At 74.8% G+C, this 18009-nt stretch carries 13 protein-coding genes, 1 pseudogene and 1 riboswitch; of the genes and pseudogenes, 10 read left to right on the top strand and 4 right to left on the bottom strand.

The genetic code is table 11. From position 1 onward, the window contains the following. The 3 genes and pseudogenes from ABZ576_RS30210 to ABZ576_RS30200 all read right to left on the bottom strand — a co-directional run. A pseudogene (locus ABZ576_RS30210) lies at positions 1 to 708 on the bottom strand (hypothetical protein); the annotation flags it as partial. 321 nt (positions 709 to 1029) lie between these two features. Next, the gene (locus tag ABZ576_RS30205; protein ID WP_360747760.1) at positions 1030 to 2157 is read right to left on the bottom strand and encodes an alpha/beta fold hydrolase; all 1128 of its coding nucleotides are present in this window, start codon (positions 2155 to 2157) and stop codon (positions 1030 to 1032) included. A 181-nt stretch (positions 2158 to 2338) separates the two neighbouring features. Next, positions 2339 to 3028 carry a class II aldolase/adducin family protein gene (locus ABZ576_RS30200; protein WP_360747739.1) on the bottom strand — a complete coding sequence of 230 codons (690 nt, stop codon included), beginning with the start codon at positions 3026 to 3028 and terminating at the stop codon, positions 2339 to 2341. Positions 3029 to 3252: 224 nt separating this feature from the next. On the opposite strand from ABZ576_RS30200, the gene ABZ576_RS30195 reads away from it, so the two are divergent. The 10 genes from ABZ576_RS30195 to cobI all read left to right on the top strand — a co-directional run bounded on the left by ABZ576_RS30195 (position 3253) and on the right by cobI (position 17227). Further along, positions 3253 to 4134 (top strand): lysozyme, encoded by an 882-nt coding sequence (locus ABZ576_RS30195; RefSeq protein WP_360747736.1) that lies wholly within the window; start codon positions 3253 to 3255, stop codon positions 4132 to 4134. A gap of 143 nt (positions 4135 to 4277) precedes the next feature. Next, positions 4278 to 5522, top strand: a complete 1245-nt coding sequence (locus ABZ576_RS30190; RefSeq protein ID WP_360747733.1) for an inorganic phosphate transporter — start codon at positions 4278 to 4280, stop codon at positions 5520 to 5522. A 34-nt stretch (positions 5523 to 5556) separates the two neighbouring features. Beyond that, positions 5557 to 5784, top strand: coding sequence for a hypothetical protein (locus ABZ576_RS30185; protein WP_360747730.1), 228 nt, complete (start codon positions 5557 to 5559; stop codon positions 5782 to 5784). A gap of 293 nt (positions 5785 to 6077) precedes the next feature. Continuing rightward, a riboswitch (cobalamin riboswitch) is annotated at positions 6078 to 6219 on the top strand. Positions 6220 to 6319: 100 nt separating this feature from the next. Next, complete coding sequence (locus ABZ576_RS30180; RefSeq protein WP_360747727.1) at positions 6320 to 7264, top strand: cobalamin biosynthesis protein; 945 nt, start codon at positions 6320 to 6322, stop codon at positions 7262 to 7264. Continuing rightward, positions 7261 to 8769 carry a cobyric acid synthase gene (locus ABZ576_RS30175; protein ID WP_360747724.1) on the top strand — a complete coding sequence of 503 codons (1509 nt, stop codon included), beginning with the start codon at positions 7261 to 7263 and terminating at the stop codon, positions 8767 to 8769. The genes ABZ576_RS30180 and ABZ576_RS30175 overlap by 4 nt, the downstream gene beginning before the upstream one ends. Continuing rightward, complete coding sequence (cobN, locus tag ABZ576_RS30170) at positions 8766 to 12416, top strand: cobaltochelatase subunit CobN (RefSeq protein WP_360747721.1); 3651 nt, start codon at positions 8766 to 8768, stop codon at positions 12414 to 12416. Before ABZ576_RS30175 ends, cobN begins: the two co-directional genes overlap by 4 nt. Further along, positions 12413 to 14410, top strand: a complete 1998-nt coding sequence (locus ABZ576_RS30165; RefSeq protein WP_360747718.1) for a putative cobaltochelatase — start codon at positions 12413 to 12415, stop codon at positions 14408 to 14410. Before cobN ends, ABZ576_RS30165 begins: the two co-directional genes overlap by 4 nt. Beyond that, a complete protein-coding gene (cobO, locus tag ABZ576_RS30160; RefSeq protein ID WP_360747715.1) occupies positions 14410 to 15018 on the top strand; it encodes a cob(I)yrinic acid a,c-diamide adenosyltransferase in 609 nt (202 codons plus the stop codon). The genes ABZ576_RS30165 and cobO overlap by 1 nt, the downstream gene beginning before the upstream one ends. Next, positions 15018 to 16499 (top strand): cobyrinate a,c-diamide synthase, encoded by a 1482-nt coding sequence (locus ABZ576_RS30155; RefSeq protein WP_360747712.1) that lies wholly within the window; start codon positions 15018 to 15020, stop codon positions 16497 to 16499. The genes cobO and ABZ576_RS30155 overlap by 1 nt, the downstream gene beginning before the upstream one ends. Next, the gene (gene cobI, locus ABZ576_RS30150; RefSeq protein WP_360747709.1) at positions 16496 to 17227 is read left to right on the top strand and encodes a precorrin-2 C(20)-methyltransferase; all 732 of its coding nucleotides are present in this window, start codon (positions 16496 to 16498) and stop codon (positions 17225 to 17227) included. Before ABZ576_RS30155 ends, cobI begins: the two co-directional genes overlap by 4 nt. A 14-nt stretch (positions 17228 to 17241) precedes the next feature. Here the strand turns inward: cobI and ABZ576_RS30145 are convergent, their stop codons facing one another. Further along, positions 17242 to 17973 (bottom strand): ZIP family metal transporter, encoded by a 732-nt coding sequence (locus ABZ576_RS30145; RefSeq protein ID WP_360747706.1) that lies wholly within the window; start codon positions 17971 to 17973, stop codon positions 17242 to 17244. Between the last annotated feature and the right edge of the window lie 36 nt (positions 17974 to 18009).

The following is an 18009-nucleotide window of genomic DNA, read 5'->3' as shown; positions in this document are numbered from 1 at the left end:
GCCGGCCGGGCTCTGCGCGGCCACGCAGATCTGCTCCAGCTTCACCCACACCGCCCAGCTGCCCAGCGGCGTGAGGACGGCCTGGCCGTCGCCGTAGGTGAGGGCGCCGACGGCGGCGAGGGCCCGCAGCGCCCAGTCGAGCAGCGGAGCGAGCGGGGCGTGCGCGGCGGGGGCGGGGTCCGCCGGGCCGGGGGTTCCGGCGGGCCGGCCGGTGCCGGGCTCGTAGGAGACCTCGCAGCGTTCGGTGCGCAGTTCGGTGACCCGCTGCTGGAGCAGGTCGAGCAGCTGCTCGACGGGGACCGGGCCGGCCGACAGCTGGAGGAAGGAGAGCACCTGGGGCATGGCCGAGACGACCTCGGCGACGGCGGCCGGCTCGTGCCCGGCGGGTTCGGGGCAGGCGAGGGACCAGGCGTCGAAGAGGGCGACCCAGCCGCGCAGCACGGCGCTGTCGTCGCGGTCCCAGGCACGCAGCCGCCAGCCGGGGCGCGCGCTGTCGCCGTGCACCTCGACCAGTCCGGCGAGGCGGGCGGTGTCCCAGTCGGCACGGACCTGAGCGACGCTCAGGCCGAGGTCGGCGGCGGCGCGTTCGGCGGTGGCGTCGGAGAGGGTGGCCTTGCCGTCGGCGGTGGCACCGCCCTGGCCGGGGCCGAGGGCGGCATCGGCCCAGCGGGCGACGCGGGCCGCGCCGGCCAGGCCGGTACGGGCCATTCCGGCCAGCTCGGCGCGGGCGGGTGTGCCCTCCGGCGGCCGGGGTGCGGGGCGGCCTGGGCGTCGCTGGTTCACAGCTCTGGGGGCGGCGGCCAGGGGTCGCGGTCGGACGAGTCGGAGCCTGGAGTCGCGCGGGATACGGGACGTCACGGGTGCAGTCTTCCGGTTGACGGTCCGAAAACCCAAACGGAATGTCACGTCGGGCGACGGGACTGGCCAACGCACCCGGTGCGGGTGGGCCCGAGGGATGCGATCGAGCCAGCTGTACGACAGGAAGCGGAACGCTCGGCACCGGGCCGCCCGGCGGCCGGGGGCAGGGCGTCACATCAGCGGGGTCAGGAACCGGCGCAGCCGCTCCTCGTACTCCGCGGGGTCCGCGTTCCACATCGCCGCGTGCGGGGCGTGCGGGACGGTGTGCAGGGCGACGAGATCGGCCCGGCGCCGGGCGAGGGCGCGGGAGAACTCAAAGGGGGCCACCTGGTCGTCCGGCCCGTGGACGACCAGGGTGGGGACGCGCAGCCGGGCGGAGTCGGCGGCAGCGGTGAACCGGTCGGTGTGCAGTCCGGCCCGGCCCTGCGCGGCCCGCACGGCGAGCGGCAGCAGCGGCTGCGGGGTGTGCCGGGCCCTGGCCAGGGCGCGCAGGGTGGCCTCCCAGCTGAGTACCGGGGAGTCCAGGACGAGCCCGGCGATGCGGTCGCGGACGGCGGAGTGCTCGGCGGCGCGCAGGGCCATCGTGGCGCCGGTGGACCAGCCGAGCAGCACGACCCGGCGGGCGCCGTGGCGGACGGCGTAGCGGACGGCCGCCTCGACGTCCCGCCACTCGGTCTCGCCGAGGTGGTTCAGCCCGTCCGGCGGGCGTGGGGCGCCGAGGTCGCCGCGGTAGGCGAGGGCGAGGACCGGCAGCCGGCGGCCGTGCAGGAACCGCATGACGTTCATGGCGTGTTCCCGGGTGGTGCCGAGGCCGTGTACGGCGATCACCCAGGTGTCCCGCTGTCCGGGCACGAACCAGGCGGGCAGGCCGCCGAGTTCGCCGGGCACGTCGACGTCGGCGTGGTCCAGGCCGAGGGCGGCACCGGGGTCGCCGACGTACAGGTTGGGGGTGAGCCGGACCGTGTCGCCGGCGGTGAGGGTCCCGTGCGTGACGCGTTCCAGGCGGCGCACGACGGTGTCGGCGGTGTGCGCGGCCGCGTCCAGGACGGGGCCGACGACCGCGTGGGAGCCGTCTCCGGCGAGGCCGTAGGTGCCGGGGCGCAGGGCGACCAGGTCGCGGGTGAGCGCGATCTGGCCGGCGGCCGTGCCGTGCACGGTGAGGCCGGGCTCGGTGGGCAGGGGGCGGCCGGCGGACGCCTTCAGCGCGGCGTCGCTGGCGAGCCGGCCGGCGACCACGGACGCCGTGCCGGCGGCCAGGACCGCGGTGAGCGCGGTGGCGGTCGCCTTGGCGGTGCGCACGGCTCCAGTGTCCTGGCGGAGGCGGCCCGCGACCAGCGGGAGCACGGTGCGCGGTGGGCGGCGCCGGAGGGCGGACGCCTCCGGGGCACCGGGAAGGGCCCCGCGTGCCCGGGCACCGGCCCGGCGGAGCAGGGCGAGCGGGATCGGTGGGGTGCGCAGGGGCTTGTCGCTCGGCAAGGGGTCACCTCCGTTGGCCGTACCCCTTCAAGCGTTCCCCGGCCTCGGCCAGTTGTGCCTCCGACAACAGGGACGGTGCCAGACCCGGTACCGAGGACGCCGTCAGCCACAGGCGGCACATCCACTCCAGCTGGGCGGTGCGGTCGTAGGCCTGGGCGAGCGTGGCGCCGTAGGTGACCATGCCGTGGTTCTGCAGCAGGCAGCCGGAACGGCCGGCCAGGGCGCGGAGCATGTTCTCGGCCAGCTCGTCGGTGCCGTAGGCCGCGTAGGGGGCGACCCGGACGGGTCCGCCGAGAGCGGCGGCCATGTAGTGGACCAGCGGGAGCTCGGGCACGAGCGTGGAGACCGCCGTCGCGTGTACGGCGTGGGTGTGGACGACGGCGCGGGCGTCGGTGGTGCGGTAGACGGCGAGGTGCATGGGCAGCTCGCTGGTCGGCACCAGCGTGCCGAGCACCTGGCGTCCGGTGAGGTCGACGCCGGTGATGTCGGCGGGGGTGAGCCGGTCGTAGGGGACGCCGGAGGGGGTGACCAGCACGAGGTCGCCGCAGCGGACGGAGACGTTGCCGGAGGTGCCGACCACCAGTCCGTCGGTGACCGTCCGGCGGGCCGTCCCGACCAGTTCCGCCCAGAGCTCCGCCTCGTCGCGGTGCGCGTCCCGTCGTTCGTCGTCCGTGTTCCGCCGCAGTTCAGCCATGCCGCGATCCTGCCAGCCGGAGCGGGGCGAGCGGGCGGTGCGGCCGTTCGGGTCCGGAAACCCTGCGGCCGAACGGGCGGATCTCGCCGGGAAACACCTGCCACCGGTGCGGACCGGGCGGGCAGCGGGTCTTCAATGATCTCTCTTGCCCACTGGACGATCCGGACGACCGCCGCCGCCCGCGCGTGCGGGGGCGTCCGCCGTCCGCACCCCGGGGAGACGCCATGGCACGTGTACGCACCCTCGTCCGCCGCCGCGCCGGTGTCCTCGCGGCGGCCGCAGCGGCGGTCCTCGGCCTCACCGGCCCCGCGACCGCCGGCCCCGCGACCGCCGGCGCCTCGCCCGCGACCGCGTCGGCCGGCCCGGCGGAAGCCGCCGGACCCGCGAGCGCCGTCGGATTCGCCAATGCCGCCGGACCCGCGAGCGCCGTCGGGCCGGGGGAAGCGAGTGGGCCGGCGGTGTCCGTGCGGGCGCTGCCGCGGGGGCATGACGTGTCGTCCCACCAGGAGCGCGTCGACTGGCCGGAGGCCCGGGCCGGGGGCGCGCGGTTCGTCTACGTCAAGGCGACCGAGTCCACCGACTACCGCAACCCCTACTTCTCCGGACAGTACCGCGGCGCCCGCGAGGCCGGACTGATCCGGGGCGCGTACCACTTCGCCAGGCCGGACCGGTCCTCCGGCGCCCGGCAGGCCGCGTACTTCCTGCGGCACGGCGGCGGCTGGCGGGCGGACGGCTGGACGCTGCCGCCGGCGCTCGACATCGAGTACAACCCGTACAGCGAGGAGCACGTGTGCTACGGGCTGGACAAGGAGCGCATGGTCCGCTGGATCCGGTCGTTCGGCGACGAGGTCGAGCGGGAGACCGGCCGCCGGCCGGTGATCTACACCACCACCGAGTGGTGGAGGCAGTGCACCGGCGACGGCCGCGCCTTCTCCTCCCACCCGCTGTGGCTCGCCCGGCACGGTGCCGCCCGGCCCGGGGCGCTGCCCGGCGGCTGGCGTGACTGGACGTTCTGGCAGTACGGCGTCAAGGGCGGGCTGCCGGGTGACCAGAATCTCTTCAACGGGTCCGCGGCGCGGCTGCGGGCCTTCGCGCGGGGCCGGTAGCCAAGGGGCGCCTGGGGCGAGTGGCCGAAGCGGAATCATGAACATGCCCTTCGGACATCCCGACGCCCGCCCCAGTTCATCTTCCGTTCACCCAGGTTGCCTACGTTCGACCAGCCAATGACCTCGAACGATTGCCTGGGTAAATGGAAAGCTTCTCGCTGATCCTCGCGATTGTGGTGGTAACCGCACTCGCGTTCGATTTCACGAACGGTTTCCACGACACCGCGAACGCGATGGCCACCACCATCTCCACAGGCGCCCTGAAGCCGAAGATCGCGGTGACCATGTCCGCCGTCCTCAACCTCGTGGGCGCCTTCCTCTCCGTGGAGGTCGCCAACACGATCTCCAAGGGTCTCGTCGACGAGAGCGGCATCCGTCCCGAGGTCATCTTCGCCGCCCTGGTCGGCGCGATCCTCTGGAACCTGCTGACCTGGCTGGTGGGCCTGCCCTCCAGTTCCTCGCACGCCCTGATGGGCGGCCTGGTCGGCGCCACCATCGCCTCCGCCGGCTTCGGCGCGGTGCACGGCGACGTCCTGGTCACCAAGGTGCTGCTGCCCGCGGTCGCCGCGCCGATCGTGGCGGGTCTCGCGTCGCTGCTGGCCACCCGGTTCTCGTACGGCATCGGCGGAACCGCCGACGGCGAGGCCACCCGCAAGGGCTACCGCGCCGGCCAGATCGCCTCCGCCGGCCTGGTCTCCCTCGCCCACGGCACCAACGACGCGCAGAAGACGATGGGCATCATCACCCTCGCGCTGATCGCGGGCGGCGCCATCGCGCCCGGCTCCAACCCTCCCACCTGGGTGATCCTCTCGGCCGGCCTGGCCATCGCGCTCGGCACCTACATCGGCGGCTGGCGCATCATCCGCACCATGGGCAAGGGCCTGACCGACCTGGAGCCGCGCCAGGGCTTCGCCGCGCAGACCAGCGCCGCGACCGCCATCCTGGCCTCCTCCCACCTCGGCTTCTCCCTCTCCACCACGCACGTCGTCTCCGGCTCCGTGATGGGCGCGGGCCTCGGCCGCAAGGGCGGCGTCGTCCGCTGGTCGACCGCGACCCGCATGTTCATCGCCTGGGGCCTCACGCTCCCGGCCGCCGCGCTGGTCGGCGCGGGCGCCGAGGCCGTCACCGACCTGGGTGACTGGGGCACAGCCGCCGTCGCCGTCTTCCTGGTCGCCGCCAGCGCCGCCATCTGGAAGATCTCCCGCCGCGAGGTCGTCGACCACACCAACGTGATGGCCGACACCGACGAGCCGGCCGGCGTGGTGACCACCGCCATCGCCGCCGTGACCCCGCCGCCCGTCGGCGCGGTCACCGAGGACCTGACGGCCACGATCCCCGCCCCGGCCGCCGAGCCGGCCCCGGCCGCTCCGCCGGCCGCCACGGTCTGACCCCGAGCACACGGTTACTGAAGGAAGCATCCCCATGAAGATCGACTGGGCGGCCCTCGGCTCCGTCTTCGGCGCCAGCCTCGTGTTCAGCGTCGGCCTGGTGACCCTGTTCACGCTCGGCATCGCGGGCCTGAACCGGCGCGAGAAGGCCACCGCACAGGGTGGCTCCGCCGGCCTCGCCGTCACCGGCGCCTACGTCTGCTTCGCGGCCTGCGCGGCGGCGGTGGCGTACGGCATCCACCTCATCGTCGCCAAGGGCTGACCGCCCGGAACACGACGCCGGCCCTGCCGGGCCCGCTGCGGCGGTGGCCCGGCAGGGCCGACGCGTGTCCGGGCGCGGGAGCCGAGAGGGCGTGACGGACACGGAGGGAACCCGCGGTGGCGAGGCGTACGCGCCCGCGGAGCCGGTCTCCGTGCGGGGGGTGCGGGGCGGATCGGTGCAGGCCGCTCCCCCGAGCGGTTCTCGTCGCGCCCCGGTCCCCCGACGCCCCGCGGCGGGCTGCCGGTGTGGGCCTCAGCACAGTCCGGCATCCCAGGTCAGAGGCAAGTTGACGGCCGTTCCGGGTGCGTGGTGGACTGCCCAGGCCATAACGGCGGCAGAAGAGGAAGCCGGTGCGAATCCGGCGCGGTCCCGCCACTGTCACCGGGGAGCCATCCCCGGGAGCCAGGAACTCTCGCCGCCGATTCACGTCGAACCAGGGCGCGGACACCCTGAGTGAGGACACATATCGCCATGCTCGGCTGCCGTTCGAGGACCGATACCAGGCCCGCTCCTGTGCCCACGGCCGGCTGAGCCGATGGGTGCCGACCGCACGTACGCGTACGGCGCCGCCGCCGGCCTCCTCGGTGACCTGCTCCTCGGCGATCCGCGCCGCGGGCACCCGGTCGCCGTGTTCGGCCGTGCGGCCGGGGCCGTGGAAGGCGCGCTGTGGCACGACCACCGCGGCTGGGGCGCCCTGCACACCACCGTGTGCGCCGGCGGCGCCGTCGCCCTCGGGGCGCTGGCCGCACGCGCCGTACGCCCCTCCCGTACCGCCTCCCTCGCACTGACCGCCGCCGCCACCTGGGCCGTCGTCGGCGGTACCTCGCTCGCCCGGGAGGCCCGTGCCATCGGGCGCGCCCTGGAGGCCGGGGACGTCGAGGCGGCCCGGGCCCGGCTGCCCCATCTGTGCGGCCGCGACCCGCAGGCGCTGGACGCCGACGGCATCGCCCGGGCCGTGGTCGAGTCGGTCGCGGAGAACACCTCGGACGCCGTCGTCGGCGCCCTCGTGTGGGGCGCCGTGGCCGGGGTGCCGGGGCTGCTCGGGTTCCGGGCGGTCAACACCCTGGACGCCATGGTGGGTCACCGGTCGCCGCGCCACCTCCGGTTCGGCTGGGCCTCCGCCCGGCTCGACGACGTGGCCGGCTGGCCGGGGGCGCGGCTGACCGCCGTGCTCGCCGTACTGGCCGGACCCGATCCGCGCGGCGCCGTGCGGGCGTGGCGGGCGGACGCGGCGCGGCATCCGAGCCCCAACGCGGGCCCGGTGGAAGCGTCGTTCGCGGGCGCGCTCGGCGTCCGCCTCGGCGGCACCCTCTCCTACGGCGGCCGGGTCGAACACCGCCCGGTGCTCAACGGCGCCTCGGGACGGGCCGTCCGGGCCGGCGACATCGAGCGGGCCGTACGGCTCTCCCGCCGCGTCGGCCTGCTCGCCCTCGGCACCACACTCGCCGCACGCCGACTCCTGAAAGGACGTGGGAAGTGAACGGTGGTCTCCTCGTCGCCGGCACCACCTCGGACGCCGGCAAGAGCGTCGTGACGGCCGGCATCTGCCGCTGGCTGGTCCGCCAGGGCGTGAAGGTCGCGCCGTTCAAGGCGCAGAACATGTCCCTCAATTCGTTCGTGACCCGTGAGGGCGCCGAGATCGGGCGGGCGCAGGCGATGCAGGCCCAGGCCTGCCGCCTGGAGCCGACCGCGCTGATGAACCCGGTGCTGCTCAAGCCCGGGGGCGAGCAGAGCAGCCAGGTGGTGCTGCTCGGCAAGCCGGTCGGGGAGCTGAGCGCCCGCGGTTACCACGGCGGACGCCAGCAGCGGCTGCTCGGCACGGTCCTGGACTGCCTGGCGGAGCTGCGGGGCACGTATGACGCGGTGATCTGTGAGGGGGCGGGGAGTCCCGCCGAGATCAATCTGCGGCGGACCGACATCGTCAACATGGGCATCGCGCGCAACGCGCGGCTGCCCGTGCTGGTGGTGGGGGACATCGACCGCGGGGGCGTCTTCGCCTCCTTCTTCGGGACCGTCGCCCTGCTGTCGCCCGAGGACCAGGAGTTGGTCGCCGGGTTCCTGGTGAACAAGTTCCGGGGCGATGTCGGCCTGCTGGAGCCCGGGCTGGAGATGCTCCGGGAGCTGACCGGGCGGCGGACGTACGGCGTGCTGCCGTTCCGGCACGGGCTCGGCATCGACGAGGAGGACGGGATGGGGGTGTCGCTGCGGGCGCCCGTCCGGGAGTCCGCCGTCGCTCCCCCGGTCGGCGAGGACGTGCTGCGGGTCGCCGTGTGCGCGATACCGCTGATGTCCAACTTCACCGATGTGGACGCGCTGGCCGCCGAACCGGGCGTCGTGGTGCGGTTCGTGGACCGGCCGGAGGAACTGACCGACGCCGACCTGGTCGTCGTCCCGGGGACCCGGGGCACGGTCCGGGCGCTCGCGTGGCTCCGGGAGCGGGGTCTCGCCGACGCCCTGGTCCGCAGGGCCGCCGAGCACCGGCCCGTCCTCGGCATCTGCGGCGGCTTCCAGATCCTCGGCGAGCACATCGAGGACGAGGTCGAGTCGCGTGCCGGCGCGGTCGACGGGCTCGGCGTACTCCCCGTCCGGGTGCGCTTCGCCCGGGAGAAGACCCTCACCCGGCCGGCCGGCGAGGCCCTCGGTGAGCGGGTCGAGGGGTACGAGATCCACCACGGGGTGGCCGAGGTCACGGGGGGCGAGCGCTTCCTGGACGGCTGCCGGGTCGGCCAGACCTGGGGCACCCACTGGCACGGCTCGCTGGAGTCGGACGGCTTCCGGCGCGCCTTCCTGCGCGAGGTGGCCGCCGCCGCGGGCCGCCGCTTCGTGCCCGCGCCGGACACCTCGTTCGCCACGCTGCGCGAGGAGCAGCTCGACCGGCTCGGCGACCTGATCGAACAGCACGCGGACACGGACGCGCTCTGGCGGCTCATCGAGTCGGGCGCGCCGCAAGGACTGCCTTTCATTCCACCGGGAGCGCCCGCATGAGCACTGTGTTGTTGTTGTCGACCGCCGACACCGATCTGCTGGCGGCCCGGGCCTCCGGCGCCGGCTACCGCATCGGCAACCCCACCCGGGTCGACGTCGCCGGGGAGCTGCCGGGCCTGATCGAGGGCGCCGACCTCGCCGTCGTTCGGCTGCTGGGCGGCAAGCGGGCGTGGGAGGACGGGCTGGCCGCGCTGAAGGCCTCCGGCATCCCGACCGTGCTGCTGGGCGGCGAGAGCGTGCCGGACGCCGAGCTGATGGCCGAGTCGTCCGTGCCGGCCGGTGTGGTGGCGGAGGCGCTGCGGTACCTGGTCGAGGGCGGGCCCGCGAACCTGCTGGAGCTGTCCCGGTTCCTGTCCGACACCGTGCTGCTGACCGGTGAGGGATTCGAGGAGCCGCGCCGGATGCCGGAGTTCGGCGTGCACGGCGGGTACGAGCAGCGGGACGGCCGGCCGACCGTGGGCGTGCTGTTCTACCGGGCGCACGAGCTGAGCGGCAACACCGCCTTCGTGGACACCCTGTGCGAGGCGATCGAGGCGCGGGGCGCCAACGCCCTCCCGGTGTACTGCGGTTCGCTGCGCGGCGCGGACGCCGGGCTGTACGAGCTGCTGAGCCGGGCCGACGCGCTGGTGGCCACCGTGCTCGCGGCCGGCGGCACCCACGCCTCGCAGGCGTCGGCGGGCGGTGACGAGGAGTCCTGGGACATCGGCGCGCTCGCCGAGCTGAACGTCCCGGTGCTCCAGGGCCTGTGCCTCACCTCCTCGCGGGCCGCCTGGGAGGAGTCCGACGCGGCCCTGTCCCCCATGGACGCGGCGATGCAGGTGGCGATCCCGGAGTTCGACGGCCGTCTGATCACCGTCCCGTTCTCCTTCAAGGAGCAGGGCCCGGACGAGGTTCCGGTGTACGTCGCCGACCCCGAGCGGGCCGCCCGGGTGGCCGGGATCGCCCTCAGGCACGCGCGGCTGAAGCACAAGCCGAACGCCGAGAAGCGGATCGCCCTCGTCTTCACCGCCTACCCGACCAAGCACTCCCGGGTCGGCAACGCGGTGGGTCTGGACACGCCCGCGTCGGCGGTACGGGTGCTGGACGCGCTGCGGGACGCCGGGTACGCGCTGACCGACTACCCGGCCGAGGGCGACGAGCTGATCCACCGGCTCATCGAGGCCGGCGGCCACGACGTCGAGTGGCTCACCGAGGAGCAGCTGGCCGCCGCGCCCGCCCGGGTCCCGCTGGCGGACTACCGCGCGTGGTTCGACGCGCTCGACCCGGAGCTCGGGGAAGCCATGCGGGAGGCGTGGGGCGAGCCGCCGGGCTCGCTGTACGTGGACGGTGACGACATCGTGCTCGCCTGCCTGCGGTTCGGGAACGTCGTGGTGATGATCCAGCCGCCGCGCGGCTTCGGCGAGAACCCGATCGCGATCTACCACGACCCCGACATGCCGCCGTCGCACCACTACATGGCGGCGTACCGGTGGCTGGAGAACAGCTTCCGCGCCGACGCGATCGTGCACATGGGCAAGCACGGCACGATGGAGTGGCTGCCGGGCAAGGGCCTGGGCCTGGGCCCCGGCTGCGCGCCGGACGCCGTGCTCGGCGACACCCCCCTGATCTACCCGTTCATCGTCAACGACCCCGGCGAGGGCACCCAGGCCAAGCGGCGCGGGCACGCCACGGTGGTCGACCACCTGGTGCCGCCGATGGCGCGCGCGGACACCTACGGGGACCTGGCCAAGCTGGAGCAGCTGCTCGACGAGTACGCGCTCGTCTCGGACCTGGACCCGGCGAAGGCCCCGGCGGTCCGCGCCCAGATCTGGACGCTGGTGAAGGCGGCCGAGCTCCACCACGACCTGCACGTGGACGAGCAGCCGGACGACGACGAGTTCGACGAGTTCGTCATGCACATCGACGGCTATCTGTGCGAGATCAAGGACGTGCAGATCCGCGACGGCCTGCACATCCTGGGCGGCGGACCGGTCGGCGAACCGCGGGTGAACCTGGTGCTGGCCGTGCTGCGCGCCTCCCAGGTGTGGGGCGGGCAGGCGAACGCGCTGCCGGGTCTGAGGGCCTCGCTGGCGGCCCACTTCGGGCTGGTGGAGAAGGAACTGCTGGCCGAGCCGGGCGCCCCGGTGAAGGTGCCGGTGGAGCTGTCGGAGCTGGTCGAGGGACCGTCCCGGAGCGCCGCCGACGCGATCGACCTGCTGGAGCAGCTGTGCCGGCGGATCGCGGAGGCCATGGAGGCACGGGCGTGGGACCGCGCGGTCGTCCCCGCCGTGCTGCGGGGTGTGCTCGGCACCGGACCCGCGGACGCGGTCGCGGTGCTGGAGTTCGCGTGCGACGAGGTCGTACCGCGTCTGGCGCGGACCACCGACGAGATCGGGCACATCCTGCGCGCCCTGGACGGCGGTTACGTGCCGGCCGGTCCCTCGGGGTCGCCGACGCGCGGTCTGGTGAACGTGCTGCCGACGGGCCGCAACTTCTACTCGGTCGACCCCAAGGCCATCCCGTCCCGGCTCAGCTGGGAGGTCGGCCAGTCGCTGGCGGACTCGCTGGTCGCGCGCTATCTCCAGGACACCGGCGCGTACCCGAAGTCGGTCGGGCTCACCGTGTGGGGCACGTCCGCGATGCGCACCCAGGGCGACGACATCGCCGAGATCCTGGCGCTGCTGGGCTGCCGCCCGGTGTGGGACGAGGCCTCGCGCCGGGTGACGGGCTTCGAGGTGGTTCCCCTGGCGGAGCTGGGGCGCCCGCGCATCGACGTCACCGTCCGCATCTCCGGCTTCTTCCGGGACGCGTTCCCGCACGTGGTCGCCCTCATCGACGACGCGGTGCGGGCGGTGGCGGAGCTGGCGGAGCCGGCCGAGTCGAACTACGTGCGGGCGCACGTGGAGGAGGACGTGGCCGGGCACGGTGACCGGCGCCGGGCCACGGCCCGGGTCTTCGGCTCCAAGCCGGGCGCGTACGGTGCCGGTCTGCTGCCGCTGATCGACGCGCGGAACTGGCGCTCCGACGCCGACCTGGCCGAGGTGTACGCGGTGTGGGGCGGTTACGCCTACGGGCGCGGGCTCGACGGGCGGGCGGCGCGCGGGGACATGGAGACGGCGTTCAAGCGGATCGCGGTCGCCGCGAAGAACGTGGACACCCGCGAGCACGACCTGGTCGACGCCGACGACTACTTCCAGTACCACGGCGGCATGGTCGCGATGGTCCGGCACCTGACGGGCGCCAACCCCGAGGCGTACGTCGGTGATTCCGCCGTTCCGGACCAGGTGAAAACCCGCACGCTGGGTGAGGAGACGCACCGTGTCTTCCGCGCCCGGGTGGTCAACCCGCGCTGGATGGCGGCCATGCGCCGGCACGGTTACAAGGGCGCCTTCGAGATGGCGGCCACCGTGGACTACCTGTTCGGCTACGACGCGACGGCGGGCGTGGTCGACGACTGGATGTACGAGAAGCTCAGCGCCGAGTACGTCTTCGACCCGGAGAACCGGGACTTCATGAAGAAGTCCAACCCGTGGGCGCTGCGCGGGATCACCGAGCGGCTGCTGGAGGCGGCGGACCGCGGCCTGTGGGCGGAGCCCGACGCGGACACGCTGGAGCGGCTGCGCGCGACGTACCTGGAGCTGGAAGGCGACTTGGAGGGCGACCAGTGACCACCCCGTTCCCGTTCACGGCCGTCGTCGGTCAGGACGATCTGCGGCTCGCGCTGCTGCTGAACGCCGTGTCGCCGGCGGTCGGCGGTGTGCTCGTGCGCGGCGAGAAGGGCACCGCGAAGTCCACGGCGGTGCGGGCGCTGTCGGCGCTGCTGCCGCGGGTGGCCGTGGTGCCCGGGTGCCGGTTCTCGTGCGACCCGGGCGCCCCGGACCCCGCCTGCCCGGACGGGCCGCACGAGGCCGGCGCCGGCGCCGAGCGGCCCGCTCGGATGGTGGAGCTGCCGGTCGGCGCCTCCGAGGACCGGCTGGTCGGCGCGCTCGACATCGAGCGAGCGCTGGCCGAGGGCGTGAAGGCGTTCGAGCCGGGCCTGCTCGCCGACGCGCACCGCGGGATCCTGTACGTCGACGAGGTGAACCTCCTCCACGACCACCTGGTGGACCTGCTGCTGGACGCGGCGGCGATGGGTGCCTCGTACGTGGAGCGCGAGGGGGTGTCGGTGCGGCACGCGGCCCGGTTCCTGCTCGTCGGCACCATGAACCCCGAGGAGGGCGAGCTGCGTCCGCAGTTGCTGGACCGGTTCGGGCTGACCGTGGAGGTCGCCGCCTCGCGGGAGCCGGACCAGCGGGTGGAGGTCGTCCGGCGCCGGCTGGCCTACGACGACGACCCCGCCGGGTTCGCCGCGCGGTGGGCGCGGGAGGAGGCCGCCGTACGGCAGCGGGTCGTGGCGGCGCGGGAGTTGCTGCCGCAGGTGCGGCTGGGCGACGGCGCGCTGCGGCAGATCGCGGCGACCTGCGCGGCCTTCGAGGTGGACGGCATGCGCGCCGACATCGTGATGGCGCGTACGGCGACGGCGCTGGCCGCGTGGGCCGGGCGGACCGAGGTCCTCGCGGAGGACGTGCGGCAGGCGGCGCTGCTGGCGCTGCCGCACCGGCGCCGGCGGAACCCGTTCGACGCGCCGGGCCTGGACGAGGACAAGCTGGACGAGACGCTGGAGCAGTTCTCCGGGGACGACGGGGAGGGTGACGACGATCCCGGTCCGGACGGTCCCGGTGGGGGCGGCGGGCAGCCGGCGCCGGACAGCGGACCGCAAGGCGACGGCGGCGGCGCCGCTCGGCCGGAGGCCGGGGAGGACGGGCAGCCGCAGGCGTCCGGTGCGGGTGAGCAGTCGGCCGCACCGGCCGCGGAGCCCTTCCGGACGAAGGTGCTGAGCGTGCCCGGGATCGGTGAGGGTGCCGCCGGGCGGCGGTCGCGGGCGCGGACCGAGCACGGGCGGACCACCGGGGCCCGGCGGCCCCGGGGGACGCTGACCAAGCTGCACCTGGCCGCGACCGTGCAGGCCGCCGCACCGCACCAGCGGGCGCGCGGCCGGTCCGGGCCGGGGCTGGTGGTCCGCCGGGACGATCTGCGGCAGGCGACCCGGGAGGGGCGTGAGGGGAACCTCGTGCTGTTCGTGGTGGACGCCTCGGGGTCGATGGCGGCGCGGCAGCGGATGGGCGCCGTGAAGGGTGCCGTGCTGTCGCTGCTGCTGGACGCCTACCAGCGGCGGGACAAGGTGGGGCTCGTGACGTTCCGGGGGTCGGCGGCCGATGTCGCGCTGCCGCCGACGTCCTCCGTCGACGCCGCCGCCGCGCGCCTGCAGTCGCTGCCGACCGGGGGGCGTACGCCGCTCGCCGCCGGGCTGCTGAAGGCGCACGAGGTGCTGCGGGTGGAGCGGCTGCGGGATCCGGCGCGGCGGGCGCTGGTCGTGGTGGTGACCGACGGGCGCGCCACCGGCGGCCCGGAACCGGTCGCCCTCGCCGGGCGTGCGGCGCGGCTGCTCGCGGCCGAGCAGGTCGCCTCGGTGGTCGTGGACTGTGAGTCGGGGCCGGTGCGGCTCGGGCTCGCCGGGCAGCTGGCGGGTGAGCTCGGCGGTACCGCCGTGACGCTGGACGAGCTGCGGGCGGACTCGATCGCCGGGCTGGTGAAGGAATTCCGGAGCGGGAGGGCCGCGTAATGCCGCAGGGACAGCCGAGTGTCGTACCGGACGACGGCCTGACGACCCGTCAGCGCCGTAACCGTCCGCTGGTCGTCGTGCACACGGGCGTGGGCAAGGGCAAGTCCACCGCCGCGTTCGGGCTCGCGCTGCGCGCCTGGAACCAGGGGTGGCCCATCGGGGTGTTCCAGTTCGTCAAGTCGGCGAAGTGGAAGGTCGGCGAGGAGAACGCGCTGCGGGTGCTGGGCGCCTCCGGCGAGGGCGGGACCGTCGACTGGCACAAGATGGGCGAGGGCTGGTCGTGGGTCCAGCGGGACCTCCAGGGTGACAACGCGACCAACGAGGAGAAGGCCCGGGAGGGCTGGGAGCAGGTCAAGCGCGACCTGGCCGCCGAGACGTACCGGCTGTACGTGCTGGACGAGTTCGCGTACCCGATGCACTGGGGCTGGGTCGACACCGATGAGGTGGTCGAGGTGCTGCGCGGCCGTCCCGGCACCCAGCACGTGGTGATCACGGGGCGGAACGCGCCGGAGAAGCTGGTGGACTTCGCGGACCTCGTCACCGACATGTCCAAGGTCAAGCACCCCATGGACGTGGGGCAGAAGGGCCAGAAGGGCATCGAGTGGTGATGTCGTCGGTGCCCCGGCTGGTCGTCGCCGCGCCCTCGTCGGGCAGCGGCAAGACCACCGTCGCCACGGGTCTGATGGCCGCGTTCGCCGCGCGGGGGCTCGCCGTGTCCCCGCACAAGGTCGGGCCGGACTACATCGACCCGGGGTACCACTCCCTCGCGACCGGGCGGGTGGGGCGCAACCTGGACGCGTACCTGTGCGGGCCGGAGCTCATCGCCCCGCTGTTCCTGCACGGGGCGCGGGGCTGTGACATCGCCGTGGTCGAGGGCGTGATGGGGCTGTACGACGGCGCCGCCGGGGAGGGTGAACTGGCGTCCACCGCGCACGTGGCCAAGCTGCTGCGGGCGCCGGTGGTGCTGGTCGTGGACGCCTCCTCGCACTCGCGGTCGGTGGCGGCGCTGGTGCACGGGTTCGCGTCCTGGGACCCGGAGGTGCGGGTCGGGGGCGTGATCCTGAACAAGGTGGGCTCCGACCGGCACGAGGAGCTTCTCCGGGAGGCGTTGGACTCGGCGGGGGTGCCTGTTCTCGGCGTGCTGCGGCGGGCCGCTCAGGTGGAGACGCCGGCGCGGCATCTGGGGCTGGTGCCGGTCGCCGAGCGGCGCTCCGCGGCGGTGGAGGCCGTGGCCGCGATGGCTGCGCAGGTGGCCCGTGGTTGCGACCTGCCGGCGCTGGAGGCGCTCGCCCGTGCCGCGGGCCCGCTCCCGGGGGGCTCCGCCCCCTGGACCCCCGCCTCGCCCGCCCACCACCCGACTCGGCCGGCCGGGACCCCGGACGAGGTGTCGGGGCGGTCGGCGGCCGGAACCCCGGACGAGACGTCGGGGCGGTCGGCGGCCGGAACCCCGGACGAGACGTCGGGGCGGTCGGCGGCCGGGGGGCCGGCGCCGGTCGTCGCCGTCGCCGGCGGTCCCGCCTTCACCTTCTCCTACGCCGAGCACACCGAACTGCTCACCGCCGCCGGAGCCGAGGTCGTCACCTTCGACCCCCTGCGGGACGAGCACCTGCCCGAGGGCGCGGCGGGGCTGGTCGTCGGAGGCGGCTTCCCCGAGGTGTACGCCGCCGAGCTGTCCGCCAACGAGCCCCTGCGCACGGCCGTCGCCGCACTGGCGTCGAGCGGCGCCCCGGTGGCCGCCGAGTGCGCCGGCCTGCTCTACCTCTGCCGTGAGCTGGACGGCAAGCCCATGTGCGGCGTGCTGGACGCCACCGCGCGGATGACGGAACGGCTGACGCTCGGCTACCGGGACGCCGTCGCCGTCGGCGACAGTGTGCTGGCGGCGGCCGGGACGCGGATGCGGGGGCACGAGTTCCACCGCACGGCCGTCGAGCCGGGCGCCGGCGCCGCTCCCGCCTGGGGTGTGCGGGCCCCGGTCCGGCGGGTCGAAGGTTTCGTACAGCAGGGCGTGCACGCGAGTTATCTGCACACGCACTGGGCGTCCGAGCCCGGTGTCGCCCGTCGGTTCGTGGAGAGGTGCCGGACGTCATGAGCAGCAGGCTGGTCGGAGTCGGGGTCGGCCCCGGTGATCCGGAGCTGGTGACCGTCAAGGGGGTCAACGCCCTGCGTGCGGCCGAGGTCGTCGTCGTTCCGGTGATGGACACCGGGGAGCGGGGGCGGGCCGAGGCGACCGTGTTGCACTACGTGCCCGCGGAGAAGGTCGTCCGCGTGGTCTTCGCGCTGAACGAGCGGACCGACCGGGCGCGGCGGGAGGCCGCCTGGGACGCGGCCGGGGCCGCCGTCGCCGGGCTGCTGACCCGGCACGGGTCCGTCGCCTTCGCGACCATCGGCGACCCGAACGTGTACTCGACCTTCACCTATCTCGCGCAGACCATCGCGGAGCTGGTGCCGGGTGTCGTCGTGGAGACCGTGCCCGGGATCACCGCCATGCAGGATCTGGCGGCGCGGTCGGGGGCCGTGCTGACGGAGGGCACCGAGCCGCTCACCCTGGTCCCGGTGACGGCCGGGTCGGCCGTGCTGAAGGAGGCGCTGGCCGGGCCGGGAACGGTGGTGGCGTACAAGTTCGGGCGGCAGGCCGCCGAGGTCGCCGAGGCGCTGGCGGAGACCGGGCGGCTCGGGGACGCCGTGTGGGGCTCGGCGCTGGGGCTGCCGGAGGAGTCGGTGCGGCCGGCCGCAGAGCTGGACGGGACACCGCTGCCGTACCTGTCGACGCTGATCGCGCCGCCGCGGCGGGACGGCGGGCGGGGCGGGAAGCTGTGAGAGCGTGCGCGTGGTCAGCCGGAGATGCCGACCACCAGCCAGATGAACGCGGCACCGGCCACCGTGCACAGCAGGGTGGAGCGGGCCGGGTGCTCGTGGTGCGCCTCGGGCAGGATCTCGGCGGCGGCGAGGTAGAGCAGTACGCCGCCGAAGAGGCCGAGATAGCCGCCGAGCACCGGTTCGGGGACGCGCACGAAGGCCGTGGACAGCGCGCCCAGCAGGGGCGCGCAGGCGTCGGCGAGCAGCATGCCGAGGGCCCTGCGGCGCGCGTTGCCGTACAGGCTGGTGATGGTGAAGGTGTTGAAGCCGTCGGCGAAGTCGTGGGCGATCACGGCGAGCGCCACGGCCGTGCCCATGCCCTCGCCCACCTGGAAGGCCGCGCCGATGGCCACGCCGTCCATGGCGCTGTGGCCCACCATCGCCGCGGCCGCCGCGAGGCCCACCTCGGGCGCCCGGTGGCCCGGCCCCTCGGCGCCGCCGTGCGCGGCCTGACGGGCGGCCAGGGTGCGCTCCACCAGATGGGCGAGCAGGAAGCCGGCCACGAACAGCAGCAGGGCGGCGGGTACGCCGAAGACCTCGCGGCCGGCCGCGTGCAGCGCCTCCGGCAGCAGGTCCAGGCCGACCACGCCCAGCATCAGCCCGCCGGCCAGGCCCAGGACCAGATGACGGCGGTCGGTCACGCGCTGTGCCGTCCAGCCGCCGGCCAGCGTCATGAGGAACGCGCCGAGCGCGACGAAGACCGCCATAGCCCCTTGCTATCGGATCGACCCGCGTTCGCGCAC

Source organism: Streptomyces sp. NPDC013455 (assembly GCF_040632975.1).
Lineage (GTDB): Bacteria > Actinomycetota > Actinomycetes > Streptomycetales > Streptomycetaceae > Streptomyces.
This window is presented reverse-complemented; position numbering and strand designations above follow the sequence as displayed.